27 protein-coding genes are annotated in these 24,384 nt (G+C 36.3%); 23 read left to right on the forward strand and 4 right to left on the reverse strand.

Going from position 1 to position 24,384, the window contains the following annotated elements:
• Positions 1-82: 82 nt before the first annotated feature.
• From atpB to ACEYOS_RS06925, 10 genes are all read left to right on the forward strand, one after another.
• On the forward strand, positions 83-1,198 hold the full coding sequence (gene atpB / locus ACEYOS_RS06880) for a F0F1 ATP synthase subunit A (RefSeq protein WP_373709394.1): 1,116 nt from the start codon (positions 83-85) through the stop codon (positions 1,196-1,198).
• 38 nt (positions 1,199-1,236) lie between these two features.
• Positions 1,237-1,458 (forward strand): ATP synthase F0 subunit C, encoded by a 222-nt coding sequence (locus tag ACEYOS_RS06885; protein WP_034716508.1) that lies wholly within the window; start codon positions 1,237-1,239, stop codon positions 1,456-1,458.
• 94 nt (positions 1,459-1,552) lie between these two features.
• On the forward strand, positions 1,553-2,041 hold the full coding sequence (gene atpF / locus ACEYOS_RS06890) for a F0F1 ATP synthase subunit B (RefSeq protein ID WP_373709393.1): 489 nt from the start codon (positions 1,553-1,555) through the stop codon (positions 2,039-2,041).
• A 1-nt stretch (position 2,042) separates the two neighbouring features.
• Positions 2,043-2,582: an ATP synthase F1 subunit delta gene (gene atpH, locus ACEYOS_RS06895; protein WP_373709392.1), complete on the forward strand. Its 540-nt coding sequence runs from the start codon at positions 2,043-2,045 to the stop codon at positions 2,580-2,582.
• A gap of 18 nt (positions 2,583-2,600) precedes the next feature.
• Positions 2,601-4,178, forward strand: a complete 1,578-nt coding sequence (atpA, locus tag ACEYOS_RS06900) for a F0F1 ATP synthase subunit alpha (RefSeq protein ID WP_373709391.1) — start codon at positions 2,601-2,603, stop codon at positions 4,176-4,178.
• Between the two features lie 70 nt (positions 4,179-4,248).
• A complete protein-coding gene (atpG, locus tag ACEYOS_RS06905) occupies positions 4,249-5,106 on the forward strand; it encodes an ATP synthase F1 subunit gamma (protein WP_373709390.1) in 858 nt (285 codons plus the stop codon).
• A 200-nt stretch (positions 5,107-5,306) separates the two neighbouring features.
• Positions 5,307-6,188, forward strand: a complete 882-nt coding sequence (locus tag ACEYOS_RS06910) for a T9SS type A sorting domain-containing protein (RefSeq protein ID WP_373709389.1) — start codon at positions 5,307-5,309, stop codon at positions 6,186-6,188.
• Between the two features lie 134 nt (positions 6,189-6,322).
• The gene (locus tag ACEYOS_RS06915; RefSeq protein WP_373709388.1) at positions 6,323-7,681 is read left to right on the forward strand and encodes a hemolysin family protein; all 1,359 of its coding nucleotides are present in this window, start codon (positions 6,323-6,325) and stop codon (positions 7,679-7,681) included.
• A 33-nt stretch (positions 7,682-7,714) separates the two neighbouring features.
• A complete protein-coding gene (locus tag ACEYOS_RS06920; RefSeq protein WP_373709387.1) occupies positions 7,715-8,032 on the forward strand; it encodes an ATP-dependent Clp protease adaptor ClpS in 318 nt (105 codons plus the stop codon).
• A 42-nt stretch (positions 8,033-8,074) separates the two neighbouring features.
• Positions 8,075-8,731 (forward strand): rhomboid family intramembrane serine protease, encoded by a 657-nt coding sequence (locus tag ACEYOS_RS06925; RefSeq protein WP_373709386.1) that lies wholly within the window; start codon positions 8,075-8,077, stop codon positions 8,729-8,731.
• A 300-nt stretch (positions 8,732-9,031) separates the two neighbouring features.
• Here the strand turns inward: ACEYOS_RS06925 and prmC are convergent, their stop codons facing one another.
• Complete coding sequence (gene prmC / locus ACEYOS_RS06930; RefSeq protein WP_373709385.1) at positions 9,032-9,883, reverse strand: peptide chain release factor N(5)-glutamine methyltransferase; 852 nt, start codon at positions 9,881-9,883, stop codon at positions 9,032-9,034.
• Between the two features lie 167 nt (positions 9,884-10,050).
• On the opposite strand from prmC, the gene ACEYOS_RS06935 reads away from it, so the two are divergent.
• From ACEYOS_RS06935 to hisIE, 13 genes are all read left to right on the forward strand, one after another.
• A complete protein-coding gene (locus ACEYOS_RS06935; RefSeq protein WP_373709384.1) occupies positions 10,051-10,590 on the forward strand; it encodes a C40 family peptidase in 540 nt (179 codons plus the stop codon).
• A gap of 40 nt (positions 10,591-10,630) precedes the next feature.
• On the forward strand, positions 10,631-11,440 hold the full coding sequence (locus tag ACEYOS_RS06940; RefSeq protein ID WP_373709383.1) for a 2,3,4,5-tetrahydropyridine-2,6-dicarboxylate N-succinyltransferase: 810 nt from the start codon (positions 10,631-10,633) through the stop codon (positions 11,438-11,440).
• Between the two features lie 20 nt (positions 11,441-11,460).
• Positions 11,461-12,630, forward strand: a complete 1,170-nt coding sequence (locus ACEYOS_RS06945; RefSeq protein ID WP_373709382.1) for a glycosyltransferase family 87 protein — start codon at positions 11,461-11,463, stop codon at positions 12,628-12,630.
• 9 nt (positions 12,631-12,639) lie between these two features.
• Positions 12,640-13,569 (forward strand): glycosyltransferase family 2 protein, encoded by a 930-nt coding sequence (locus ACEYOS_RS06950; RefSeq protein WP_373709381.1) that lies wholly within the window; start codon positions 12,640-12,642, stop codon positions 13,567-13,569.
• A gap of 13 nt (positions 13,570-13,582) precedes the next feature.
• Positions 13,583-14,686, forward strand: coding sequence for a glycosyltransferase family 4 protein (locus tag ACEYOS_RS06955; protein ID WP_373709380.1), 1,104 nt, complete (start codon positions 13,583-13,585; stop codon positions 14,684-14,686).
• Positions 14,687-14,910: 224 nt separating this feature from the next.
• Positions 14,911-15,768: an ATP phosphoribosyltransferase gene (hisG, locus tag ACEYOS_RS06960; protein ID WP_373709379.1), complete on the forward strand. Its 858-nt coding sequence runs from the start codon at positions 14,911-14,913 to the stop codon at positions 15,766-15,768.
• Between the two features lie 144 nt (positions 15,769-15,912).
• On the forward strand, positions 15,913-17,208 hold the full coding sequence (hisD, locus tag ACEYOS_RS06965; protein WP_373709378.1) for a histidinol dehydrogenase: 1,296 nt from the start codon (positions 15,913-15,915) through the stop codon (positions 17,206-17,208).
• Entirely contained in the window at positions 17,198-18,220 is a 1,023-nt protein-coding gene (gene hisC, locus ACEYOS_RS06970; RefSeq protein WP_373709377.1) for a histidinol-phosphate transaminase, read from the forward strand. The genes hisD and hisC overlap by 11 nt, the downstream gene beginning before the upstream one ends.
• 3 nt (positions 18,221-18,223) lie before the next feature.
• Complete coding sequence (hisB, locus tag ACEYOS_RS06975; RefSeq protein ID WP_373709376.1) at positions 18,224-19,318, forward strand: bifunctional histidinol-phosphatase/imidazoleglycerol-phosphate dehydratase HisB; 1,095 nt, start codon at positions 18,224-18,226, stop codon at positions 19,316-19,318.
• A complete protein-coding gene (gene hisH, locus ACEYOS_RS06980; RefSeq protein ID WP_373709375.1) occupies positions 19,315-19,896 on the forward strand; it encodes an imidazole glycerol phosphate synthase subunit HisH in 582 nt (193 codons plus the stop codon). The genes hisB and hisH overlap by 4 nt, the downstream gene beginning before the upstream one ends.
• A 154-nt stretch (positions 19,897-20,050) precedes the next feature.
• A complete protein-coding gene (gene hisA, locus ACEYOS_RS06985) occupies positions 20,051-20,770 on the forward strand; it encodes a 1-(5-phosphoribosyl)-5-[(5-phosphoribosylamino)methylideneamino]imidazole-4-carboxamide isomerase (RefSeq protein WP_373709374.1) in 720 nt (239 codons plus the stop codon).
• Complete coding sequence (gene hisF, locus ACEYOS_RS06990) at positions 20,764-21,516, forward strand: imidazole glycerol phosphate synthase subunit HisF (RefSeq protein ID WP_373709373.1); 753 nt, start codon at positions 20,764-20,766, stop codon at positions 21,514-21,516. The genes hisA and hisF overlap by 7 nt, the downstream gene beginning before the upstream one ends.
• Positions 21,517-21,568: 52 nt before the next feature.
• On the forward strand, positions 21,569-22,192 hold the full coding sequence (gene hisIE, locus ACEYOS_RS06995) for a bifunctional phosphoribosyl-AMP cyclohydrolase/phosphoribosyl-ATP diphosphatase HisIE (RefSeq protein WP_373709372.1): 624 nt from the start codon (positions 21,569-21,571) through the stop codon (positions 22,190-22,192).
• A 235-nt stretch (positions 22,193-22,427) separates the two neighbouring features.
• Here the strand turns inward: hisIE and ACEYOS_RS07000 are convergent, their stop codons facing one another.
• From ACEYOS_RS07000 to rpmI, 3 genes are all read right to left on the reverse strand, one after another.
• Positions 22,428-23,603, reverse strand: a complete 1,176-nt coding sequence (locus tag ACEYOS_RS07000) for a M20/M25/M40 family metallo-hydrolase (RefSeq protein WP_373709371.1) — start codon at positions 23,601-23,603, stop codon at positions 22,428-22,430.
• 83 nt (positions 23,604-23,686) lie between these two features.
• Positions 23,687-24,031 carry a 50S ribosomal protein L20 gene (gene rplT / locus ACEYOS_RS07005; RefSeq protein WP_373739095.1) on the reverse strand — a complete coding sequence of 115 codons (345 nt, stop codon included), beginning with the start codon at positions 24,029-24,031 and terminating at the stop codon, positions 23,687-23,689.
• Positions 24,032-24,149: 118 nt separating this feature from the next.
• Positions 24,150-24,347, reverse strand: coding sequence for a 50S ribosomal protein L35 (gene rpmI, locus ACEYOS_RS07010; RefSeq protein WP_034716458.1), 198 nt, complete (start codon positions 24,345-24,347; stop codon positions 24,150-24,152).
• Positions 24,348-24,384: the final 37 nt, after the last annotated feature.

Here is a 24,384-nt window from a genome sequence, read left to right on the forward strand (position 1 = left end):
AAAATTAACTGATAAAAATCAATTTTTTGTATTGGTAAGTTTTAATAATTTCAATATATTTGCAAACCGATAAATTTGACCTATGAACAAGAGAATTTCTTCTTTATTTTTCGTTTTATTTCTTACGCTTTCAAGTGTTTTCACTTATGCACAGCAAGAAGTTGAAGCAAAATCTACTGAAAGTTTAGAACAGAAAATTGTAGATGATAATCAAAAATTTGATGCGAAAAGTATGATCATGAGTCACATTAGTGATTCTAACGAGTGGCATATCTTAACTTTGAACGAGGGAACTCCAGAAGAACACCACGTTTCTATTCCTTTACCTGTAATTATTAAAGACAAAAACGGACTTCATACCATGATGTCAAGTACAATCGCTCACGGACATGAACATGACGGTTATACTTTAGATCACGGTATTGTTAAATCAACTCAAGGTTTAGAGCAGGCAAAATTATTCTCTGTGTTAAGCGGAAAACATAATTCAGATAATGCTTTCTACGATTTCTCAATTACGAAAAACGTAGCAGCGATCTTTATTTCGATCTTCTTCATGTTCCTTGTTTTTATTGGAATGGCAAGAGGATATGCGAAATCTTTAGTTCCTAGCGGATTCGGAAGATTTATGGAACCGGTTATTCTTTTCATTAGAGACGAAGTAGCGATTCCAAATATCGGCGCAAAGAAATACAAAAAATACATGCCTTATTTATTGACTGTATTTTTCTTCATCTGGTTTAATAACATGTTTGGTTTGATTCCATTCGCACCGTTTGGATATAACTTAACGGGAAACATTGCAACGACAGCAGTTTTAGCAATCATTACTTTATTAATTACGATCTTCAGTGCAAACAAAGATTACTGGAAACACATCTTTATGCCACCAGTTCCATTATTGTTATACCCAATTATGGTTCCCATTGAGATTATCGGGATCTTCACAAAGCCTTTTGCTTTAATGATGCGACTTTTTGCAAATATTACAGCAGGTCACATTATGGTTCTAGCGATCATGTCATTGATCTTTATTTTTAAAACACCGCTTTTAGGGTTTGCTTCAGTTCCACTTGGATTATTCATCGGAGTGCTGGAATTGTTAGTAGCAGCTTTACAGGCCTATATCTTTACCGTTCTTTCAGCTTTGTTTATTGGAATTGCAGTTGCGGAACACGAACACGAAGGAGCACATTAATTAACTCAGAATATTTTTAACCTATATATTTTTTTATTATGGAAATCATTTCACAAGGAACAGGACTTATTTACGTTGGAATCGGTTTAGCAGTATTAGGCGTTGGTCTAGGTATTGGTAAAATCGGTGGACATGCAATGGATGCTATTGCAAGACAACCAGAGCAAGCAGGTAAAATCCAGGGAGCAATGCTTATTGCTGCAGGACTTATCGAGGGTGCTGGTTTGATCGCGATCATCTTTGGAGCGTTCGTTAAATAAGAAACCTCAGAAATCAATTCTTAGCAGCGCGGTTGGCTCTGCTAAGAATTTTTTATCTTCCATATAGAAAAAAAATTACAAAAAAATTACAATTATGATAGAACCGGGAATTGGCTTATTGTTTTGGATGACTTTAACCTTTTTGATCCTCTTGTTTTTATTGGCAAAGTTTGCGTGGAAACCAATTTTATCTGCGATCAATGAAAGAGAAGTGACCATCGTTGATTCTTTGAATCAAGCTAAATTGGCAAAACAAGAAGTTGAAAACTTGAAAGCTGAAAACGAAATCATTATCCGTGAGGCGAAAGTAGAACGTGATCAGATTTTGAAAGAGGCTAGAGATATTAGAGATAGAATCGTAGGTGAAGCCAAAGGTCTGGCAAAAACAGAAGCTGATAAAATGATCGAATCTGCAAGACAAACAATCCAAGCAGAAAAATCTGCAGCAGTTTCGGATATCAAAAGCCAAATTGGTGCTTTGTCTGTAAACATCGCAGAATCTATTTTGAAACAAAAATTAGATAATGATGGTGCACAAGATGCACTAGTAGCAAACATCCTTAATTCTTCTAACTTAAACTAGTATGCGTACAAGTAAAGTTGCAAAAAGGTATGCACAAGGTCTACTGAATTTCACGCAGGAAGCAGGAACTACACGTTCTGTTTTCTTTGAAATGAGAGACATGGTGAATACCATAGAGAAATCAAAAGAGTTACAAAGCTTTTTCCATTCACCAATTATCGAGGTGAAGAAGAAAATCAGTGTTTCGGCAGAGATTTTCAAAAGCTTTTCTCCTGTATCTAAAAATTTAATTCAGTTGGTCATCAAACATGGTAGAGAAGGACAATTGAGTAATATTGGTCAGGAATATATTAACAAAGTGGAAGACATTAATGGAGTACAAAGAATTACTTTGACTTCTGCAACGGCACTTTCTCAGGAGAATATTGACAGTATCCTGAAATCAACAAGCCTTGTTAATCATAATAACCAGTTCGACGTAAAATCAATTATCAATCCTGAGATCTTAGGAGGATATATTTTGCGTGTTGGAGATCAGCAGATAGATGAGTCGGTGAAAACAAAATTAAGCCGATTGAATAAAGAATTTCAATTAAATTAAGACAAAAACAACCATAAAATGGCAGAAATAAATCCGGCAGAAGTATCTGCAATTCTAAAACAGCAGTTAGCTAACTTCGAGACGCAATCTAATGTAGAAGAAGTAGGAACGGTATTAACCATCGGTGATGGTATCGCTTTAGTGTACGGTTTAGAAAATGTTCAGTACGGTGAATTGGTAAAGTTCCAAAGCGGTGTTGAAGGAATAGTTCTTAACCTTGCTGAAGACAATGTAGGTGTAGCTCTTTTGGGTGAATCTAAATTGGTAAAAGAAGGTGATACAGTTAACAGAACTCAAAGAATTTCATCCATCAAAGTTGGTGAAGGTATGTTGGGTAGAGTAGTTGACACTTTAGGAAATCCAATTGATGGTAAAGGTCCAATCACAGGGGAAACTTATGAATTGCCTTTGGAGAGAAAAGCTCCGGGAGTAATTTTCCGTCAGCCGGTAACTGAACCACTTCAAACGGGTATTGTTGCAATTGATTCCATGATCCCTGTTGGAAGAGGACAAAGAGAGTTGATCATCGGTGACCGTCAAACAGGTAAAACTGTTGTTGCGATCGATACGATCATTAATCAAAGAGAATTTTATGATGCAGGTGAACCTGTATTCTGTATATATGTAGCGATTGGACAAAAAGGTTCAACCGTTGCACAAATTGTTAAAACATTAGAAGACAAAGGCGCTTTAGCTTACACCGTAATTGTAGCAGCAAACGCTTCTGACCCTGCTCCGATGCAGGTTTATGCACCAATGGCTGGAGCAGCGATCGGTGAATTCTTCCGTGATACTGGTCGTCCGGCTTTGATCATTTATGATGATTTATCGAAACAGGCGGTAGCTTACCGTGAGCTTTCTTTATTGTTAAGAAGACCACCGGGCCGTGAAGCTTATCCAGGTGACGTTTTCTACCTTCACTCCAGATTATTGGAAAGAGCGGCGAAAGTGATCAACGATGACACGATTGCAGCACAGATGAATGATTTACCGGATTCATTAAGACCAATTGTTAAAGGTGGTGGTTCATTAACTGCACTTCCAATTATTGAAACTCAGGCAGGTGACGTTTCTGCATATATCCCAACCAACGTAATTTCAATTACAGATGGTCAGATCTTCTTGGAAACTGATTTGTTTAACTCAGGAGTTCGTCCGGCAATTAACGTAGGTATTTCTGTATCGCGTGTTGGAGGTAATGCTCAGATCAAATCCATGAAAAAAGTTTCTGGAACATTAAAATTAGATCAGGCACAATATAAAGAACTGGAAGCATTTGCTAAATTTGGTTCAGACTTAGATGCTTCAACTCAAGCGGTTATTTCTAAAGGAGAAAGAAATGTAGAGATCTTGAAGCAGCCAGTTAACTCTCCACTTCCTGTGGATAGCCAGGTGGCCATGATTTATGTAGGAACAGAAAATTTATTGAGAAATATCCCGATCAATAAAGTAAAAGAATTCCAGATAGAATATGTAGCGTTCTTAAGATCAAAACATCCTGAAACAATGGCAGCCATTAAATCCGGAAAAATCGACAAAGGAATTACAGATATTCTAAAACAGGCCGCTACCGAATTAGCGTCTAAATACAACTAAAAAATATTCAATTTTCAGTATTCAAGATTTCTAATTTTGAATACTGAATTTTAAACATTGACTTCAAAGAATGGCGAATTTAAAGGAAATACGAGGAAGAATTACTTCAATCTCTTCGACAATGCAAATTACGAGTGCGATGAAAATGGTTTCGGCAGCGAAACTGAAGAAAGCAACCGATGCTATTGTGATGTTGAGACCTTACTCAGAGAAATTGCAGGAAATTATAGAAAATGTAAGTTCTACAGTAGATTTAGAAGGGGTTTCTACCTACACCGAAGAAAGAGAAGTGAAGAAAGTTCTTTACATCGTAGTTACTTCTAATAAAGGTCTTGCCGGAGCATTCAACTCTTCTGTAATTAAAGAATTGAATCACTCTATTGCAGATACGCAGCATGAAGTAGAAATTCTTACCGTTGGTAAGAAAGTCTATGACGCGGTTCGTCGTAACAAAAAAGTGTACGACAATCAAAGTGCTATTTTTGATGGAATGAGTTTCGAAGTCGTTTCTAATTTCGTGGAAAATGTAATGAGAGATTTCCGTGAAGGTAGTTTTGATAAAGTATTTGTGATTTATAATAAGTTCATTAATGCTGCTACGCAAGAAGTGCATAAAGAACAGGTTTTACCAATTGCTTTACCAGAACAAGCTGAAGCGCCAAATACAGACTATCTTTTTGAGCCCAATGCAAAAGAAATTTTAGACGTATTAATGCCGAAGTCGATTAAGACGCAGGTGTATAAAGCGATCTTAGATTCAGTAGCTTCTGAACATGGAGCCAGAATGACTGCGATGCATAAAGCAACCGACAATGCAGAAGCACTGAGAAATGATCTGAAGATATTCTACAACAAAGCGAGACAGGCTGCAATTACCAATGAAATTTTGGAGATTGTAGGTGGTGCTGAAGCCTTGAAGAATTCGTAAGAAAAATATTCTTAATATAATTATATGAAGACTGCAATTTGCAGTCTTCTTTCGTTTATAGGTATTTGATGGTAAGTGTTTTAACTGATCGAACAAAAACATAAAGGGTGATTTGTCCCTTGTTAAAACCGTCTTTGCACTGATTGTTATTCGATGCATAATTTTAGATTTGTAGGTACTAACAAACTAAAACGATTATCATGAAAAAACTTAACTTTTTAGCCTTGGGCTTAATCTTATCTGTAGGATTTTCTCAAGGACAAACTTACCAAAATAATACGGCAACTGAGCCTGTAGATGGTATAACAAGATTAGGAGTTTGTGGCGGTCAAACAGACCCTGGAGTAAATATGTCGCTCATTAATGTTCCACTTACTGGATCAATTATAGATCCGTCCAAAATTACGGTCAATTTATCTATTTCTGCTAATTGGTTAGGCGATGTAGCCGCTGAGTTGATTACACCATCAGGTGAAGCAATTACTTTAATCCGCAGAATTGGAGCACTTTCAATTACATCTTGTGGAGATTCTTCTTCTTTTGTTGCGGGAAATATTTTAGGTTTTAATTCTGCAAACACTTCGCCCATTGATCATACAGCGGTTGGAGTTGGAGTTGCAATTCCTGCAGGAAATTATGCTCCTTCTTATGGAACTGCAAAATTCCCTAATCATCATCCGGGAGTGATGAGCACATTTCTTAACGGGAAACAGTTAAGTGGGGATTGGCGATTGATTATTTATGATTATGGAACTACTGATCCGACCATTCTTAATTCCTGGCAAATCATTGTTGGAGCAGGTGCAACATTGAAAAGCTCCGAAACTGGAACTTTCGGCAGCGAAATTTCAATCAAACAAAATCCTGTAGATGATTATCTGATGGTAGATGTAACCGATGATTTCAAATCTTTAAATTTGGAGATTTACGACGCTTCCGGTAAAAGAATTAAAAGTGAGAGTCTGCTAAGAAATGCTAAAAATATTCAACTTGATGTGAGAAATTTAGCTCCAGGAATGTATTTGTTGATTCCTGTGAAAGATGGCGAGAGAAAACAGGCCATTAAATTTATTAAAAAATAAACGTCCGTTTTTTATATCTAAAGCATCTGATTTTCAGATGCTTTTATTTTGTTTAATTATTGCAATGTTAAAAATACTTTAATGATAATTATTTAATTTCCGTATCTTTGTCGCAATATTTTTTAAATTTCTAAATGGATTCTGACATAATTAAGCTAGTTTTAGCTGTCTTTCTTGTATTACTGAATGGTTTTTTCGTAGCCGCAGAATTCTCAATCGTTAAAGTTCGTTACTCCCAAATTCAGTTGAAAGCCGCCGAAGGTCATGCCATGGCGAAACAGGCTGAACATATTATTAAGCATTTGGATGAATATCTTTCTGCCACACAATTGGGAATAACCTTAGCTTCTCTGGGATTGGGTTTTGTGGGAGAAAGTGCGCTGCATCATATTTTCGAAAATCTTTTCCAGTATTTTGATCTTGCAGTTGCCGAGGCTACAATTACTACCATTTCTTTAGTTTCAAGTTTCCTTTTGATTACCGTGATGCACATTGTGTTTGGAGAATTAATTCCTAAATCAATTGCCATTAGAAAATCAGAACCTACAGCAATGTTTATCGCAGCGCCGTTACGTGTTTTCTATACCGTTTTCAAACCTTTTATCTGGTCTATGAATCACATGTCCAATGCTTTTCTGCGTTTGATCAAAATTCATCCGGCTTCAGATCAGGAAATTCACTCGACGGAAGAGTTGCAATTATTGGTTAAACAGTCTGCAGATTCTGGTGCTATTGAAGAAGAGAATTATGAGATCATTAAAAACGCCTTCGACTTTACAGATCACTCTGCGAAACAGATCATGATTCCGAGACAGAATATTTCTTCGATCGACATTGAGCAACCCGTAGAAGAGATCATCAATATTATTATGGAAGGTGGTTACTCACGACTGCCGGTCTATGAAAATTCAATTGACAATATTGTGGGGATTTTTTATGCAAAAGAGATCATCCGTGAATATGTGAAACGAAAAGGCGAGATCAATCATGATGATCTAAAGGATCTAATGCGTGATCCATTTTTTGTGGTCGGTAGTAAAAAGATTTCAGACTTACTGAAAGTGTTCCAGCAGAAGAAACAACATTTAGCCGTAGTCATTGATGAATTCGGTGGTACCGAAGGAATTGTGACGCTGGAAGATATTCTGGAAGAATTGGTGGGTGAGATTCAGGATGAAGAAGATGAGGAAGAAAGAATCGTTGATAAAGTAGGAGAGAATGTATTTTGGGTAAAGGCGACACAGCCTCTAGATGAGATCAATGAAAGCTTACCGAAAATGTTTCCACTTTCCGAAGACGGCGAATACAATACTTTAGCCGGATTTATTTTACATGAATTACAGGATATTCCAGAAGAAAATCAAGAATTCAATATTAATGATTACCACGTGAAAATTCTGAAAATGCAGAATAAAAGCGTTGATCTGATCGAATTAACGTACGAAGAGCCAAGCATCATTAATGATCTTGCCAATGAAATTGGAGAAATTTAATTTAAAGAATACTAATTTTTAAAATTAAAGAAAATGAGTTTACATTATAATATTCCAACAAATATTAAGGATTACGAAAATCCGCAGCGCGAATACGAAGAAGATGTGGCCGTCTTAGAAAAGGAAGACGAAGTCTATAAAATTATTTTATGGAATGATGAAGTCAACACCTTCGATTACGTGATCGACGCCTTAGTCGAGATTTGCGAACACACCTTAGAGCAGGCCGAACAATGTACTTTTTTAGTTCATTACAAAGGCAAATGCACCGTAAAAACCGGGAGTTTAGAAAAACTAAAACCCATGCACGAAAAGTTACTTTCCCGAAGTCTAACTTCAGAAATTGTTTAAACCAAAGTTTCGGTCTCCGAAACTTTTATTTTATAAAAAAATATGAGTCCAGTTTTATTGATCATTATTGCCGCTACGGCTATTATCAGTTATATCGCTTTCAGCAATCACGCGATGTTCGAAAAGTACAAGTTCAATGTAGGTGCAATTGTGCGCAACAAAGAATATGTACGTTTAATTTCTGCCGGATTTTTACACGCCGATCTGATGCATTTGTTGTTCAATATGATGACTTTGTATTTCTTCGGTCCCATTGTCATTGAAGTGTTTGGTGCCTTTGGATTTCTACTCGTTTATTTCGGGTCTATTCTTTTAGGAAATATTTTCTCTCTTTACCTCTACAAGAATCAATCGTGGTATTCTGCAATTGGCGCGAGTGGTGGAGTTTCCGGGATTTTATTTGCCTCCATTGCCATGATTCCGGATCTAGGGTTGTATATTTTATTTATTCCGATCGAAATTCCAGGTTATATCTTCGGAGTCGCTTATTTCGGGTATTCAGTGTATATGATGTTGAATCCAAAGCAGAATGACAATATCGGACATGCCGCGCATTTAGGTGGCGCTTTTTTCGGTTTGGTTTACGCCGTTGCGATGCAGCCAGAACGAGCCATTCAAAACGCTTTATACTTAGGGATCATGTCGCTGCCGTTGATTTATATGGCGTATATGGTTTTCGTAAAAAAGAGAATTGGCTAGATTTTTTAGGAGCAACAAGATTTTAGCTTCTTAGCAAACCCGTCCCGCTGTCCGCTATATCCCGCCGAGGCGGGGATGTCGCTTCCATCGGGGCTAGAAGTTCAGTTAGTTCTTCTTTTCATCAGAGAAAAAAAAATCGTTTCTGTTTCAAAACCTACGGGCTTTATCCTGCTTATAAAATGCAATATTGCAATTGGCTTTAGCCACAACTTGAAATGTAAAATGTAATATTTAGATCAGTCGAATCCGTTTATAATTTCTAAAAATATTGATTTTTCAACCATCAATTCTCAACAACTTTTACTTTCTTCCCCAAACAAACCTTTCATTCCCTGACAGATCTTTCATCAACTCAGTTTGCGACAAAACATCCCTAAAAAGTTCCAGCGTTTCTTCTCCTAACTTTTGATTGATCTCGAGAAAGACCAAGCCATTTTCTGCCAAATGATTTTTGCAGTCTTGGGCAATTTTTTCGTAGAAAATTAATGCATTAGAAGTAGGAGAGAACAATGCCATTTTCGGTTCAAATTCTTTTACCGAATCAGCAATCTCATCTTCTTCCTCAATCCCAATATAAGGTGGATTCGAAATAATAACATCGTAAGCTTCAGTCAAGTTTTCATTTAAATAATCCTGATGGATAAATTGAATTTCAGCTTGATGAAGATCCGCATTTCTCTGTGCAGTTTTTAAAGCGTTTTCAGAAAAGTCGATCGCTGAGATTTCAGCTTTCGGAAAATGCTTTTTTAAGACAATCGGAATAATCCCGGAACCCGTTCCAATATCCAGAATTTTAAATACTTCCGACTTCCGACTTCCAGCCTTGATCTTCTCAATCGCCAGTTCCAAAAGTTCCTCCGTTTCCGGCCTTGGGATAAGTACATGTTCATCGACAAAAAATTTCAAACCATAAAATTCAGTTTCACCTAAGATCTGTTGATACGGTTTTCCCGTTTTTAGCTCATTAATTATATTCTGAAGTCCTTCGACATACTTTTCCTCGACTTCCTGACCCATCGTTTTTCGCAATTCAACTTGATTCCAGTCCGCTAAATGTTGCACGAAAATATCGAACAGAATTGAACTCTCAGCATCCGTATAATTTTCAGATACTTCTTTTTTAAAATAAATTTTATAATCTTGATAAGTCATTTTTAGGGGCAATATTTTCAGAATTTTAAATGTAATTCCTTTTTTTGAATTGGAAAGATTAACACTTGAATTATCTTTCTAAAACCGCTGTTAAAAAGGAAAATTTATGAAAACAAAACAGAAATTTAAATAATTTCACTATTTTTGAAAAAATTGCTAAATAAAAAATGAAGAAGTATTTGATGCTCACTTTTTCCGCACTGGTAATCGTCTCCTGCGGATCCTCAAAAAAAGTGGTGGTGAAAAGAGAAATCCCAACCAAGACCGTCGCGAAAGCTGCCAACTTAAAAACGTTGGAGTCCAATTATTCTGGAAAAAATTCCAACACTGTTGAAGAGATATTAAAAGATGCTCAGAAATATTTAGGTGCACCGTACAAATATGCGGGAAACACTTCGTCGGGGTTCGACTGTTCTGGCTTAGTTTGCAAAGTATTCGATGAAAACAGCACCAAACTGCCGCGTCGCTCTGAAGATCAGTCCAATCAGGGACAATCAATTACCATTAAGGAAGCAAAACCAGGTGATCTGGTTTTCTTCGCGACAGCAGGTGGAAGCAGAGTGACGCATGTTGGAATTGTGCACGACATCGGCAATAATGGAGAAGTTAAATTTATTCATTCTTCAACGTCCAAAGGAGTAATTATTTCTTCACTCAATGAAAAATACTGGAACAATGCCTATCTTTTCGCTAGAAGAGTTTTGTAAATTTGGACTCTTTTAAAATTTAAAAAATCAAAAGAATAATATGTTACAACAAACCATAGAAAATATCTGGGACAATAGAGAATTGTTAAAAGATGCTGAAAGTCAGGCATCAATCCGTGAAGTGATCCGACAATTAGATTTGGGAGAACTTAGAGTTGCCGAACCGACTGCTAATGGCTGGAAAGTGAACGAATGGGTGAAAAAAGCGGTGGTGATGTATTTTCCAATTCAGAAAATGGAAACCATTGAAGTTGGTCCGTTTGAATTCCATGACAAAATGCCTTTGAAAAGAGGTTATGCCGAAAAAGGAGTTCGCGTTGTTCCTCACGCTGTAGCGAGAGAAGGCGCGTACATTGCTCCAGGCGTAATTCTGATGCCCTCTTATGTCAATATTGGCGCGTACGTAGATTCTGGGACCATGGTAGATACTTGGGCAACCGTTGGAAGTTGTGCCCAAATTGGAAAAGATGTTCACCTTAGTGGTGGAGTAGGAATTGGTGGAGTTTTAGAACCTTTACAGGCAGCTCCGGTAATTATTGAAGACAATGTTTTCGTTGGTTCAAGATGTATCGTTGTCGAAGGCGTTCATGTAGAACGAGAAGCTGTTTTAGGAGCGAATGTTGTTTTAACAGCGTCCACCAAAATCATCGATGTAACAGGTGACACTCCAGTTGAAATTAAAGGAAGAGTCCCAGCTCGTTCCGTGGTGATTCCGGGAAGTTATACCAAACAGTTTCCAGCCGGAGAATTCCAGGTTCCTTGTGCTTTAATTATTGGACAAAGAAAAGAATCGACCGATAAAAAAACCTCATTGAATGATGCTTTGAGAGAAAATAATGTAGCAGTTTAATTTCTAAATTCTACTTTAAGTTGAAAGCTAAATTTTTAAAATTCAGTTCAAATCCCAAATATATTTTTGGGATTTATCTTCTTGTTTCTATTTTATCAGCGATTGCAAAATACCGCGGTGGACCAGAGAAGTATAATAATTACATGATTTTTAAAAATGTTTTTACCAATACTTTAGCTGAGAGAAATATTTATCTTTTGTATCCCGATGTCCATTTTGACTCCAATCATTATGGCGTTTTTTTCAGTGTCTTAATTGCTCCTTTTGCCATAATGCCAGACTGGTTGGGCATGGTTTTGTGGAATGTTGCCAATACGTTGGTTTTTCTTTTTGCGATTCACAAACTGCCCTTTTCTAATCCTAAAAAAGCATTTTTTGCTTGGTTATGTTTACAGGAATTTATTACAGCCGCGGTAAGTTTGCAATTTAATATTGCTCTAACAGGCTTGTTGATCTTATCCGCAGTTTACGTTTATGAAAGAAAAGAAACACAATCAGCCATCTCTATTTTAATTGGTTTTTTTGTAAAACTGTATGGAATCGCCGGACTTTCTGCTTTTTTCTTTATTAAAAATAAATGGAAGTTTATCGTTTCCTTAATAGGATTCGGACTCGTATTTTTCATTCTCCCAATGTTACTTTCAAGTCCACATTTTGGAATTCAATCTTACGCAGATTGGTTTCAGTCTTTATCAGAAAAAAATGCTTCGAATCAGGTTTTAGGAAATCGACAGGATTATTCTTTAATGGGAATTGTAAGAAGAGTTTCAGGTAATGCCGACATTTCAAACCTTGCTTTTTTACTTCCTGGAATGGCGCTTTTTGGGCTGCCTTATTTACGAATTAATCAATATAAGCATCTTCCATTTCAACTGATGATTTTAGCTTCAACGCTTTTATTCATTGTGCTTTTTAGTTCAGGTTCAGAATCGCCAACGTTTATTATTGCAGTTGCTGGAGTCATGATTTGGTTCCTGATGCAAAAGGAAAAATCACCTTTAATTATTGGAATGTTGATTTTCGTAATCATATTGACTTGTTTCTCCTTTTCAGATTTATTTCCGAAATTCATCAAGGACAATTACATTATGAAATATTCCTTAAAAGCCTTACCTTGTTGCATCGTTTGGTTCCGCGTCATTTACGAATTGATGACCAAAGATTTTGCAAAAGACTATCAACTAGATTAATTAAAGTACATGAAGAAAATTTCCATCGTCATTCCCGCGCATAACGAAGAAGACAATGTTGCTTTGATTCATCAACGCATCAAAGAAGTTTTCCTGAAACTAGATACGTATAAATTCGAAATTATTTTTGTCAATGACGGAAGTCGCGATCAGACCCAAGCAAAATTAGAAGAATTAGCCAATCGTTTTGAAGAGGTAAAGTACATTGAATTCTCCCGAAATTTCGGACATCAACCTGCCGTAAAAGCGGGAATGGATTCTTCCAATGGAAACGCGGTAATATCGATGGATGCTGATTTACAACATCCACCAGAACTCATTCCTGACTTGATTAAAAAGTGGGAAGAAGGTGCTGACATTGTTTATACGATACGAACATATCCCAAACAAATTTCTGCGTTTAAAAGAAAGAGCTCGTCTTTATATTATAAATTTCTGTCTGCTATTTCAGATGTTAATCTTGCTGAAGGTGGCGGTTCTGATTTTAGATTGATGGATGCTTCCGTAGTCGATGTGGTGCGAAATATGAACGAAGCCGATATTTTTCTACGTGGATTATCCAATTGGATGGGTTTCAGACGAGAAGGTATTCGTTTTACCGCAGATGAACGAGCCTTTGGTGAAAGCAGCTATGACCTGAAAAAAATGATGAAGTTTGCGTTCACAGGAATTACGGCTTTCAGTGTTAAACCTCTTTATTTGGCGGCTTATTTAGGATTTATATTTTCGGCAATTGCAATTTTAGGATATGGTATTTACGTCATTCATTCCTTTGTGGCACAAACAGAAATTTCTGGTTGGGCGTCTTTAATTATGACCGTTGTTTTCTTCGGTGGTTTACAGTTGATCATTATGGGAATTATCGGAATTTATCTGGGGAAAATTTTCAAGCAGGTTAAAGAACGTCCAAATTATATCATTCGTTCCAAAAATTTTTAAGGACAAAATCACTATGAAAATTGCTTTTGACGGTAAACGCTTCTTCAATAACAACTCCGGTTTAGGCAACTACTCTCGGGATTTAGTGCGTATTTTAGCAGCTTCTTTTCCCGATAATGAATACTTCCTCTTTAATGATAATCAAAGCCAAAGAGGAAAGGATATTGTAGCATTACCCAATGTATCTTTTGTTGAAACATCCAAAGGAAGTTGGTCACGGCAATTGAAAATGGGCAAAGACGCTCAGCAAATCAATGCCGATATTTTTCACGGGCTATCCGGAGAATTGCCTTTAAAATGGACTGAGAAGAAAATTAAAAAAATAGTTACCATTCATGATCTCATCTTTTTAAGATTTCCTCAGTATTATTCTTTTTTTGACCGTAAAATTCATTTCTGGAAATTCAAAAAAGCCGCTGAACAAGCTGATTTGATCATTGCCATTTCTGAACAGACAAAGCGGGATATTATTCAATTTTTAAAAGTTCCGGAAGAAAAAATTCGGGTGATCTATCAAGGATGTCATCATGCTTTCAAGGATTATCAAAATGAAGAATTCTTAAACTCAGTTAAGGAAAAATACGATCTTCCGGATAGATTTATTCTCAATGTCGGAACAATTGAAGAGCGGAAAAATTTATTGAATATTGTTAAAGCCGTTAATGGAGCAGAAATCCCTTTGATCGTCATTGGCAAGAAAACAAAATACTTTAATAAAGTCCAAAAATTCCTTAAAAAAAATAAATTAGAAAGTCAAGTTCATTTTTTAGAAAATGTTTCCATGGAAGAATTGGCAGCTATTTACAAACTCGCAGATATTTTTGTCTATCCAAGTTTATTTGAGGGTTTCGGAATTCCAGTTATTGAAGCTCTGTTTTCTGAAACTCCTGTGATCACAAGTAATGTAAGTTGTCTGCCAGAAGCTGGTGGACCAGATTCTGTTTACATTGATCCAACCAATTTTGAAGACATTAAAGCTAAGATTACTTTCCTTTGGGACAATGAATCTGAAAGGAACAGAAGAGCTCGAAAAGGATTGGAATTTGTACAGAGATTTGAAGACCAATTAATTGCTAAAAATTTACATACTGTTTATCAGGAACTTATGATAAAGTGAAAAGTAATCCTTGCACATTAGAAATATTATTTGATATATTTGTCCCAGTTAAAACAACATGAAAAATACAACCGCTTTATTCCATCATCATCATCTCATCTAAAGACGAGTTGATTAAATGTGGTCCGAAGTGACTTAAAATAATAAAAAACCGTCTGAGCAAAGACGGTTTTTTTTGTATTCAAAATAAAAGCATTTGTTCAGACCCAATCTCAAAACTGAACATGAATAAATTAAAAATTGCAATACAAAAAAGCGGACGTTTAAGCGAAAAATCCCTCGAACTTTTAAAAGAGTGCGGTATTAAAATTCCCGATTTTAAAAGCAAACTCAAAAACTCAGCAACCAATTTTCCTTTAGAAATTCTTTTCCTTCGCGATGACGATATTCCAAAATATGTTGAACAAGGAATCGTCGACATCGGTATTATTGGGGAAAATGAAGTTTTAGAACAAAACAAGAATGTGGATTTGGTAAGAAAACTGGGTTTTGCAAACTGCAGATTATCCTTGGCCATTCCTAAAGATCAGGAATATTCAGATCTTAGTTTTTTTCAAGGAAAGAAAATTGCGACTTCCTATCCAACCATCGTTCAGAATTATTTCAAACAAAACAATATTTCTGCAGAGATCGTCGAGATCTCCGGAAGTGTAGAGATTGCGCCAAGCATTGGTTTAGCCGATACCATCGCAGATTTGGTAAGTTCTGGAAGCACGCTTTTGCACAATGGTTTAAAAGAAGTGGAGCAGGTTTTGACCAGTGAAGCAGTATTAATTTCCAGTCAAAATCTTCCCGAAGATATTTCCATCATTTTAGAATCTTTTCTGTTCCGAATTCAGGCGGTGATCAATTCCAGAGAAAACAAATATATTTTGTTGAACGCGCCGAATGAATCTATTGAGAAGATCATCGATATTTTACCAGGCATGAAATCGCCCACCGTTTTGCCACTCGCAGAATCTGGCTGGAGCAGTATTCACTCCGTGGTTCGGGAAAATGAATTTTGGAAAATTATTGATGAATTGAAGAAATGTGGTGCCGAAGGAATACTGGTAATTCCAATCGAAAAAATGGTTTTGTAGGAAGTAAAAAGTAGTATAAAGTGCAATGTATGATGGCTGCAATATGCCTTGCTGAGTGAAACGCCTTTGCGATCGTAATTGATCAACAGAATAATAAAATTCCTTAGCGTCTTTGCGTTAAAAATAAGTCCATAAAAAGTAAAAATGAAAAATATATTTAAATATCCAACACAAAATACGTGGGAAATGCTTTTGAAAAGGCCGGCTCTTGAAAAGAAGGATTTACGAAATACCGTTCAGGATATTTTCTTAAAAGTAAAAGAAGATGGTGATGCTGCTTTGATAGAGTTTGCAATAAAATTTGATCTGGCACGCATTGACAATTTATTGGTTTCGAAAGAAGAAATAGAATTTGCCGTCGCCGAGGTTTCACCAGAATTAAAGGCTGCAATCGATCAGGCGAAAGAAAACATTTTCAAATTTCACGTTGCTCAGAAAGAGCAATCAGTAGAAATTGAAACTACTAAAGGAGTTATCTGTTGGAGAGAATCCAGAGCAATTGAAAAAGTCGGATTGTATATTCCTGGCGGAACCGCTCCGCTTTTTTCCACTGTTTTAATGTTGGCTATTCCGGCTCAGATCGCAGGTTGTAAAGAAGTGATTCTTTGTACACCTCCGCAAAAGGACGGCTCGATCAATCCAGCAATTTTATACACGGCGCAATTGTGTGGAATTACAAAAATTTTTAAAGTGGGCGGCGCTCAAGCCGTCGCAGCGTTAACGGTTGGTACAGAAAGCATTCCGAAAGTGGATAAGATCTTTGGTCCTGGAAATCAATATGTCACCCAAGCGAAACAATTGGCGATGGAATATAATGTCGCCATCGATTTGCCGGCGGGTCCAAGTGAAGTTTTAGTGATTGCCGATACAAATGCAAATCCAGAATTTTGTGCCGCTGATTTATTATCTCAAGCCGAACACGGAACGGATTCTCAAGTGATTTATATTGCGACTGATGAAGACGTATTTAATAATACTTTAATGGAAATTAACAAACAGGTCGCTGAACTTCCACGAAATGAAATTGCAAAAATAGCTTTAGAAAACAGCCGGTTTATTTTGATGAATTCAGTGGAAGAAGCCCTTGAAATGAGCAATTTCTATGCATCTGAACATTTAATTTTAGCAGTAGAAAATCCTAGAAATTATATTGGGAAAATTACCAATGCCGGTTCTGTTTTCCTCGGAAATTATACGCCGGAATCAGCCGGCGATTATGCGAGCGGAACCAATCACACTTTGCCAACCAACGGATTTGCAAAAAATTACAGTGGCGTTTCCCTCGACAGTTTTGTCAAGAAAATAACCATTCAGGAAATATCAAAAACCGGAATTCAGAATATCGGAAAAACCATTGAAATTATGGCTGCTGCAGAAGGGTTGAAAGCCCACAAAAATGCAGTTTCACTTCGCTTAAAATCATTAGAAAATGGAATTTAATTTAGAAAAAACAATCAGACCACATTTGGTGGGAATGAAATCCTATTCAGCATCGCGACCGACCGATGACAAAGACCAGTTTATTCTGCTGGATGCCAACGAAAATCCGTTCGGAAATTACAACCGTTATCCTGATGCTGAAAACGTGCAGCTCAAAGGAAAACTGGCGGACATCAATAAAATAGACGCATCCAATTTATTTTTAGGAAATGGCAGCGACGAATTGATCGACTTATTGATGCGAATATTTTGCGATAGTGAAAAAGATTCGATCATGGTGTTCAATCCGAGTTTTGTGATGTACGAGATTTACGCGAAAATGAATAATGTAGCAGTTGAAAAGCTGCAGTTGAATTCAGATTTTCAGTTGATTAAAACGGAGTTTGAAGAGGCGCTAACAAAAACGAAGGCTAAAATTTTGTTCCTCTGTTCGCCCAATAATCCAACGGGAAATTCCATCGATGATTTAGAATTTTATATTCAAAGCTTTAAGGGAATCGTAGTGGTAGACGAAGCGTATATCGAGTTTTCTCCAGAAGAATCTGCTGTTGGTTTATTAAAAAAATATCCGAACTTAATTGTTTTAAAAACCTTATCCAAAGCGTATGGAATGGCAGGTTTAAGAATCGGCGTCGGGATTTCGTCGCCAGAAATTGCTTCGTTTATTAATCGGTTCAAACCTCCTTATAACATCAGTTCCGAAAGTCAAAGACTGGCTTTGCAGCAATTACAAAACGAAAAAGAACAGGCGGAAAATATCCAGACAATTTTATCAGAGAAAGAAAAATTGAAGAAAGGTTTGGCGGAAAATAAAGAGGTAGTCAAGATCTATCCTTCAGATGCTAATTTCTTTTTGATCGAATTTAAAGATGCCGAAAAGGTTTATCAAAAATTACTTGATGCCAATATCTGGACAAGTCTTCGTCATCCGGCTTTAAAAAATTGCCTTCGGTTAAGTATCGGGAAACCTGCCGAGAATTTAAAAGTTTTAAACGTATTATCAGAAATTTAAATCATGAAAAAAGTATTATTCATCGACCGCGACGGAACTTTAATTTTAGAACCGCCCACTGATTTTCAGGTAGATTCATTAGAGAAATTGGAATTTTATCCTAAAGTGATTCAGAATTTAGCCAAAATCGTGACCGAACTCGATTATGAATTGGTTATGGTGACGAATCAGGACGGTTTGGGGACGGATTCTTTTCCGGAAGAAGATTTCAGAATTCCACAGGAGAAAATGTTGACAACTTTAGAAAATGAAGGGATTATTTTTTCTGACCTTTTAATTGATGACAGTTTTGAATCCGATAATTCGCCGAATAGAAAACCCAGAACCGGATTGCTTCAAAAATACATTTACGGAAATTACGATCTGAAAAACTCTTTCGTTATCGGTGACCGGAAAACAGATGTTGAACTGGCGAAAAATTTAGGAACTCAATCTATTTTTATCGGAAAAGAAAATTTGCAAGAAGCCACTTTAACAACTCAAAGTTGGGACGAGATCTACCAATATTTAAAACAGATTCCCCGAAAAGCAAAGGTTAACCGAAAAACAAAAGAAACCGAAATTACGGTTGAATTGAATTTGGATGGAAATGGAAAATCAAATATCAATACCGGTTTGGCGTTCTTTGATCACATGCTGGAACAAATCTCAAAACATGGAAATTTCGATTTGGAAGTAATTGTTAACGGAGATTTAGAAGTTGATGAACACCACACGATCGAAGATACGGCGTTGGTTTTGGGAACCTGTTTTGAGCAGGCTTTAGGTTCGAAAAAAGGAATAGAAAGATATGCATTTGCTTTGCCTATGGATGATTGTCTGGCGCAGGTCGCTTTGGATTTCGGCGGTAGAAACTGGCTGGTTTGGAATGTTGATTTTAAAAGAGAAAAAATCGGCGATGTTCCGACAGAATTGTTTTACCACTTTTTTAAATCATTCACCGATACCGGAAAATGCAATCTGAATATCCAATGTGAAGGTGACAATGAACACCACAAAATTGAATCGATTTTCAAAGCTTTTGCCAAGGTGTTGCGCGATGCCGTGAAGCAGGATCAAAACAATTTTTCCATCCCAAGTACCAAAGGAATTTTATGATAGCAATCATCGATTACGGCGCAGGAAATGTAAAATCTGTGGAAAATGCCGTCAGGAAATTAGGGTTCGAAACCATCATTACATCCGATTTTGCGGAAATAAGAAATGCTGAAAAAGTAATTTTCCCAGGAGTTGGAGAAGCTTCTACGGCGATGAATTATTTAAAAGAGCGTAATTTAGATACCTTGATTCCAACTTTAAAACAGCCATTTTTAGGAATCTGTCTCGGACAACAATTGTTGTGTGATTTTTCGGAAGAAGGAAATACACAATGTCTTGGAATATTTAATTTGAAAGTAAAAGAATTTCCAGCTACCGATATTGTTCCGCACATGGGTTGGAATAATTTACAAGAAATTAAAGGCGATCTTTTAGACGGAATTTCTTCCAATGATAATTTCTATTTTGTCCACAACTACTTTTGTGAAACTGGAGAAAATACGACTTCTGAGTGCGATTATATTTTGCCGTTCTCTGCGACTTTACAAAAAGACAATTTCTACGGAACACAGTTTCACCCGGAGAAATCTGGAGATGTCGGTTCAACAATTCTAGAAAACTTTTTAAAACTAAAATAAAAGAATTTAACCACAAAGTCACAAAGTTTAAAACTAATGTGAACTTTTCAGAAATTAAAATTTCACTTTCATTAGAAATTCTAATGTGAATAATGTGTTTAAAAAAAGACCATAAAGATTTTGTGCGTTTTGTGGTTTAAAAAATAATATAAAAATGAAACTCATTCCAGCTATAGACATCATCGACGGAAAATGCGTCCGGCTCTCCAAAGGTGATTACGATACCAAGAAGATCTATCACGAAAATCCTTTGGATATTGCCAAAGAATATGAAGCCCACGGAATCCAATATCTCCATTTGGTGGATCTGGATGGTGCGAAAGCAAAAACCATTAAAAATTTAAAAACTTTAGAAATACTGGCTTCTCAAACCAATTTAATTATTGATTTTGGTGGTGGAATTAAAACGCGTGAAAGTTTAGAAAGTGCCTTTAACGCTGGAGCAAATCAAATTACCATCGGAAGTATGGGGGTTGAAAACCCGCAGCTTTGTGAAGAATGGATCACTGAATTTGGCGCTGAAAAATTAATTTTAGGTGCAGATTGTTTGAACCGAAAAATAAAAACGTCGGGTTGGTTGACCGATTCTGATCTGGATGTTTTGGACTTTATTCAGTCTTACCAAAGTAAAGGAATTAAAGAAGTCATTTGCACCGATATCTTAAAAGACGGAATGCTCGAAGGACCTTCTTTTGAATTGTATCAGGAAATTTTAAAAAAGTCGGAAATTGCTTTAATTGCAAGTGGCGGAATTTCTTCCCTGCAGGATCTGGAGGATTTAAAAAAGAACGGTTGCTCCGGAGCAATTATCGGAAAAGCCATTTATGAAGCGAAAATAAGTTTAAAAGAACTTCAAAAATTTAATCAATGTTAAAGAAAAGAATTATTCCGTGTTTGGATATCAAAGATGGAAAAACGGTAAAAGGAATCCAATTTGAGCATTTGAGGATTGCCGGTGATCCGGTGGAACTAGCCAAAAAATATGTGAAAGATTGCGCTGATGAATTGGTTTTTCTGGATATCACAGCTACTTTAGAAAACAGAAAAACTTTAATAGAATTGGTTGAAAAATTGAGTTTAGAAATCAATATTCCTTTTACCATCGGTGGTGGAATTTCTTCCGTTCAAGATGTTGAAGATTTATTAAAAGCTGGCGCCGATAAAGTTTCCATCAACTCTGCAGCAGTTCGTCGTCCGGAACTGGTTCGGGAGATCGCCAAACAATTCGGAAATCAATGTGTCGTCGTGGCGATCGATACAAAACAGATGGACGGTGAAGATTATGTGTTCATTAATGGTGGAAAAATCCAAACGGAATTGAAAACTTTAGACTGGATAAAAACGGTTACCGATTTAGGAGCTGGAGAAATATTACTGACTTCAATGGATTTTGACGGCACGAAAAACGGGTTTGATATCCGAATGTTACAAAATGTTTCCGAGGTTTGCCACCTTCCAATAATCGCTTCTGGGGGTGCGGGAAAAATGAAAGATTTCACCGAAGTTTTTACCAATACAACTGTGACCGGCGCTTTGGCTGCGAGTATTTTTCACTTTAATGAAATTAAAATATCCGACTTAAAAGAGAATTTAAAACAAAATGAAATAGCCATTCGATAAAATCATCCTTAACGAGTTTACAAATAAACACGAATAAGTTTGGTATGATTGCATGTTATATTTTAAAAAAAATAAAAAATTAAAGATGAAATTAGATTTTGAAAAAGAAAACGGATTGGTTCCGGTAATTATCCAGGATGATCGAACGCAACAGGTTTTAATGTTGGGCTACATGAACGAAGAAGCATTGGAATTAACGCAAAAAGACGGACGCGTTCATTTCTTCAGCCGCACCAAAAACCGAATTTGGCTCAAAGGCGAAACTTCAGAAAATTATCTTTATGTAAAAAGCATCAAACAAGACTGTGATTCAGATGCTTTACTAATTCAGGCAAAACCTGCCGGAAATGTTTGTCATACCGGAACTTTCAGTTGCTTTGAAGAGAAGAAATCAAAAGGTTTTTTGTATGAATTAGAGGAAACCATTTCAGAACGAATCGACCAAAAAGTGGAGAAGTCTTACACTTACGATCTCTACCAAAGAGGCATCAATAAAATGGCGCAAAAAGTAGGAGAGGAGGCCGTAGAATTGGTCATCGAAGCTAAAGATGATAACGCCGATCTTTTTAAAAATGAATCTGCAGATCTGCTGTATCACTTTTTAATTTTACTAAAAGCAAAATCATTTTCCTTATCCGATATAGAAGAAGTATTATTGAATAGAAATTCCAAATAATGTTACTTTGTTCAAGCCACTAAGGACGAATAAGAATAATTTTAAGGCTGAAAAAGTAAGATTTCTTAACATTAGGGCATTAAGATAAATTAAGAACAATGATAACATACTTAATGTCTCTCAATTTCTTAATGGTTTAAATTTATCTTGTATTTTAAGAAGTTAAATTTTAATTGCTGTAATTATTTGCAATTTATTACGATAAGGAAAATGTGTGCTTTTGATTGCCAAAAATCTATTTCTTAATGATGATCTTCTTCGTTACCTTTTGATCTTCAACCGTCATTGTTCCCAGATAAATACCTGCAGAAAGTTTCGAAACATTAATTCGTTTCTCATTTCTAGATTGGAGTAATGTTCGACCAGTAAGATCTGTAATTGTAAACGAATAATCTTTTTGATTCAGATTAACCATCTCAATTTGAATAAAATCATTGGCTGGATTTGGGTAAATTTTCAAGGACTCCAGCATTTTTTCAGGTGGACAATCCACTGTTGACAGGGTAGTGGTTTCAGCCACCGCAAAATGCTGAACTGCTCCAAGAGCCGCTTTCCCAACATTGTAAACAAATACTGGATCCATATTCACATAAGTGTCGTTAGCAGAATGTGGTTTTGTACTCTCTCGGAATTCATAAAAACCTGTGATGATTTCACCATTCGATTGAAAAGGCATATAATCTGATGCGTACGCGAAAGATAGATTCGTTTGCAAGGGAGAATATAAAGTCACACAATTCATTAATTCCTGAGTGACAGAAGCTGAAACTGCATTATTGGTAGCAGGATTATTATTGGTATCGCGCTCACACGTTATGGTATTATTCACTTGTCCGGCAACGCCGCCAACCTGATCAATATTGAAAACCAGTTTAATATCCATTTTTGGATTGGTCGAGTTCACTACGGTGTTGACATAATTCTGACTTCCCAGTAATCCTTGTTCTTCACCTGTAAAGTTGATGAATTTGATCGAGTATTCCGTTGGTACGTCTTGTAGAATTCTGGCGATTTCCAAAATCACAGAAACACCACTGCCATTGTCATTCACTCCCGGACCAACGATCGTGTCGTAATGTCCACAAATAATAATAAAGGTGTTCGGATAAGTGGTGCCTGTCTTGGTTACAATTAAATTCTTCGTTTGGTTACCACCGTACGTAAAAGCATTTTCGGTAATTTCCGCATCGGAATATCCGAAAGAAAGGTATTTACTTTTCAGCCAGTTGAAAGCGTCGTTGTTATTAAGGGTGCCAGTCTTTTTCACGCCCAAGGTTGCAAATTCTGTCAAGTAACCGTTGATATTAGTTTGACTCATCAGATTCGCTCTATCCTGGTACGCCTGCGTAAAATTTTGGCTGAACACAGAAACAGAGAATAGAAGTGCTGCAAAAAGTATGAATTTTTTCATGGTATTATAAGTGAAGTAAAAATAACAAAAAATCTCACACCGTAAGGCGTGAGATTTAATATTGATAACAAAAAATTTTACATTTATTTTAATGAATCTACAATTGCTTTGAACGCTTCAGGATGATTCATTGCTAAATCAGCTAAAACTTTTCTGTTCAATTCAATGTTGTTCGTTTTAAGAGCGCCCATAAACTGGGAGTAAGACATTCCGTGTTCTCTTGCACCAGCGTTGATACGCGTGATCCATAAGCTTCTGAAATTTCTTTTCTTTTCTTTTCTACCGCGGTAAGCATATTGCATTGCTTTTTGTACGGCGTTTTTTGCAACAGTCCAAACATTCTTTCTTCTACCGAAAAAACCTTTGGCCAGTTTAATAACTTTTTTTCTGCGAGCTCTGGAAGCTACTGCATTTACTGATCTTGGCATAATTTAAATTTGTTTTTTTGAAAAGGGCGGTAAATTATTTCATTACACTTTTTTGCACCGTTTCAGGGTTAAATTTTCTGAATTTGTTAATTCTTATAAACCGGTTGATTTATAAAAACTATTTTAAAGCTAATTGACGTAAAACGCTCTTTTTGTCCACTTCTGCAACGTAAGAAGTTTGCGTAAGATTTCTCTTTTGCTTCGTTTCTTTTTTCGTTAGGATGTGGCTTTTATAAGCACCTTTTCTTTTAATCTTTCCGGTTCCGGTAAGCTTAAAACGCTTCTTAGCACCTGATTTAGTTTTTAATTTTGGCATTTTTGCTTAATTTATATATTTGTTATCAATATCATTT

Origin of the sequence: Kaistella sp. (assembly GCF_041824135.1) — a bacterium.
Taxonomy (GTDB): Bacteria; Bacteroidota; Bacteroidia; order Flavobacteriales; family Weeksellaceae; genus Kaistella.

Excerpts from the sequence above, each read along its gene's own strand:
- atpB (WP_373709394.1), top strand. The coding sequence starts at position 83 with ATGAACAAGAGAATTTCTTCTTTATTTTTCGTTTTATTTCTTACGCTT.
- ACEYOS_RS06885 (WP_034716508.1), top strand. The coding sequence starts at position 1,237 with ATGGAAATCATTTCACAAGGAACAGGACTTATTTACGTTGGAATCGGT.
- atpF (WP_373709393.1), top strand. The coding sequence starts at position 1,553 with ATGATAGAACCGGGAATTGGCTTATTGTTTTGGATGACTTTAACCTTT.
- atpH (WP_373709392.1), top strand. The coding sequence starts at position 2,043 with ATGCGTACAAGTAAAGTTGCAAAAAGGTATGCACAAGGTCTACTGAAT.
- atpA (WP_373709391.1), top strand. The coding sequence starts at position 2,601 with ATGGCAGAAATAAATCCGGCAGAAGTATCTGCAATTCTAAAACAGCAG.
- atpG (WP_373709390.1), top strand. The coding sequence starts at position 4,249 with ATGGCGAATTTAAAGGAAATACGAGGAAGAATTACTTCAATCTCTTCG.
- ACEYOS_RS06910 (WP_373709389.1), top strand. The coding sequence starts at position 5,307 with ATGAAAAAACTTAACTTTTTAGCCTTGGGCTTAATCTTATCTGTAGGA.
- ACEYOS_RS06915 (WP_373709388.1), top strand. The coding sequence starts at position 6,323 with ATGGATTCTGACATAATTAAGCTAGTTTTAGCTGTCTTTCTTGTATTA.
- ACEYOS_RS06920 (WP_373709387.1), top strand. The coding sequence starts at position 7,715 with ATGAGTTTACATTATAATATTCCAACAAATATTAAGGATTACGAAAAT.
- ACEYOS_RS06925 (WP_373709386.1), top strand. The coding sequence starts at position 8,075 with ATGAGTCCAGTTTTATTGATCATTATTGCCGCTACGGCTATTATCAGT.
- prmC (WP_373709385.1), bottom strand. The coding sequence starts at position 9,883 with ATGACTTATCAAGATTATAAAATTTATTTTAAAAAAGAAGTATCTGAA.
- ACEYOS_RS06935 (WP_373709384.1), top strand. The coding sequence starts at position 10,051 with ATGAAGAAGTATTTGATGCTCACTTTTTCCGCACTGGTAATCGTCTCC.
- ACEYOS_RS06940 (WP_373709383.1), top strand. The coding sequence starts at position 10,631 with ATGTTACAACAAACCATAGAAAATATCTGGGACAATAGAGAATTGTTA.
- ACEYOS_RS06950 (WP_373709381.1), top strand. The coding sequence starts at position 12,640 with ATGAAGAAAATTTCCATCGTCATTCCCGCGCATAACGAAGAAGACAAT.
- ACEYOS_RS06955 (WP_373709380.1), top strand. The coding sequence starts at position 13,583 with ATGAAAATTGCTTTTGACGGTAAACGCTTCTTCAATAACAACTCCGGT.
- hisG (WP_373709379.1), top strand. The coding sequence starts at position 14,911 with ATGAATAAATTAAAAATTGCAATACAAAAAAGCGGACGTTTAAGCGAA.
- hisD (WP_373709378.1), top strand. The coding sequence starts at position 15,913 with ATGAAAAATATATTTAAATATCCAACACAAAATACGTGGGAAATGCTT.
- hisC (WP_373709377.1), top strand. The coding sequence starts at position 17,198 with ATGGAATTTAATTTAGAAAAAACAATCAGACCACATTTGGTGGGAATG.
- hisB (WP_373709376.1), top strand. The coding sequence starts at position 18,224 with ATGAAAAAAGTATTATTCATCGACCGCGACGGAACTTTAATTTTAGAA.
- hisH (WP_373709375.1), top strand. The coding sequence starts at position 19,315 with ATGATAGCAATCATCGATTACGGCGCAGGAAATGTAAAATCTGTGGAA.
- hisA (WP_373709374.1), top strand. The coding sequence starts at position 20,051 with ATGAAACTCATTCCAGCTATAGACATCATCGACGGAAAATGCGTCCGG.
- hisF (WP_373709373.1), top strand. The coding sequence starts at position 20,764 with ATGTTAAAGAAAAGAATTATTCCGTGTTTGGATATCAAAGATGGAAAA.
- hisIE (WP_373709372.1), top strand. The coding sequence starts at position 21,569 with ATGTTATATTTTAAAAAAAATAAAAAATTAAAGATGAAATTAGATTTT.
- ACEYOS_RS07000 (WP_373709371.1), bottom strand. The coding sequence starts at position 23,603 with ATGAAAAAATTCATACTTTTTGCAGCACTTCTATTCTCTGTTTCTGTG.
- rplT (WP_373739095.1), bottom strand. The coding sequence starts at position 24,031 with ATGCCAAGATCAGTAAATGCAGTAGCTTCCAGAGCTCGCAGAAAAAAA.
- rpmI (WP_034716458.1), bottom strand. The coding sequence starts at position 24,347 with ATGCCAAAATTAAAAACTAAATCAGGTGCTAAGAAGCGTTTTAAGCTT.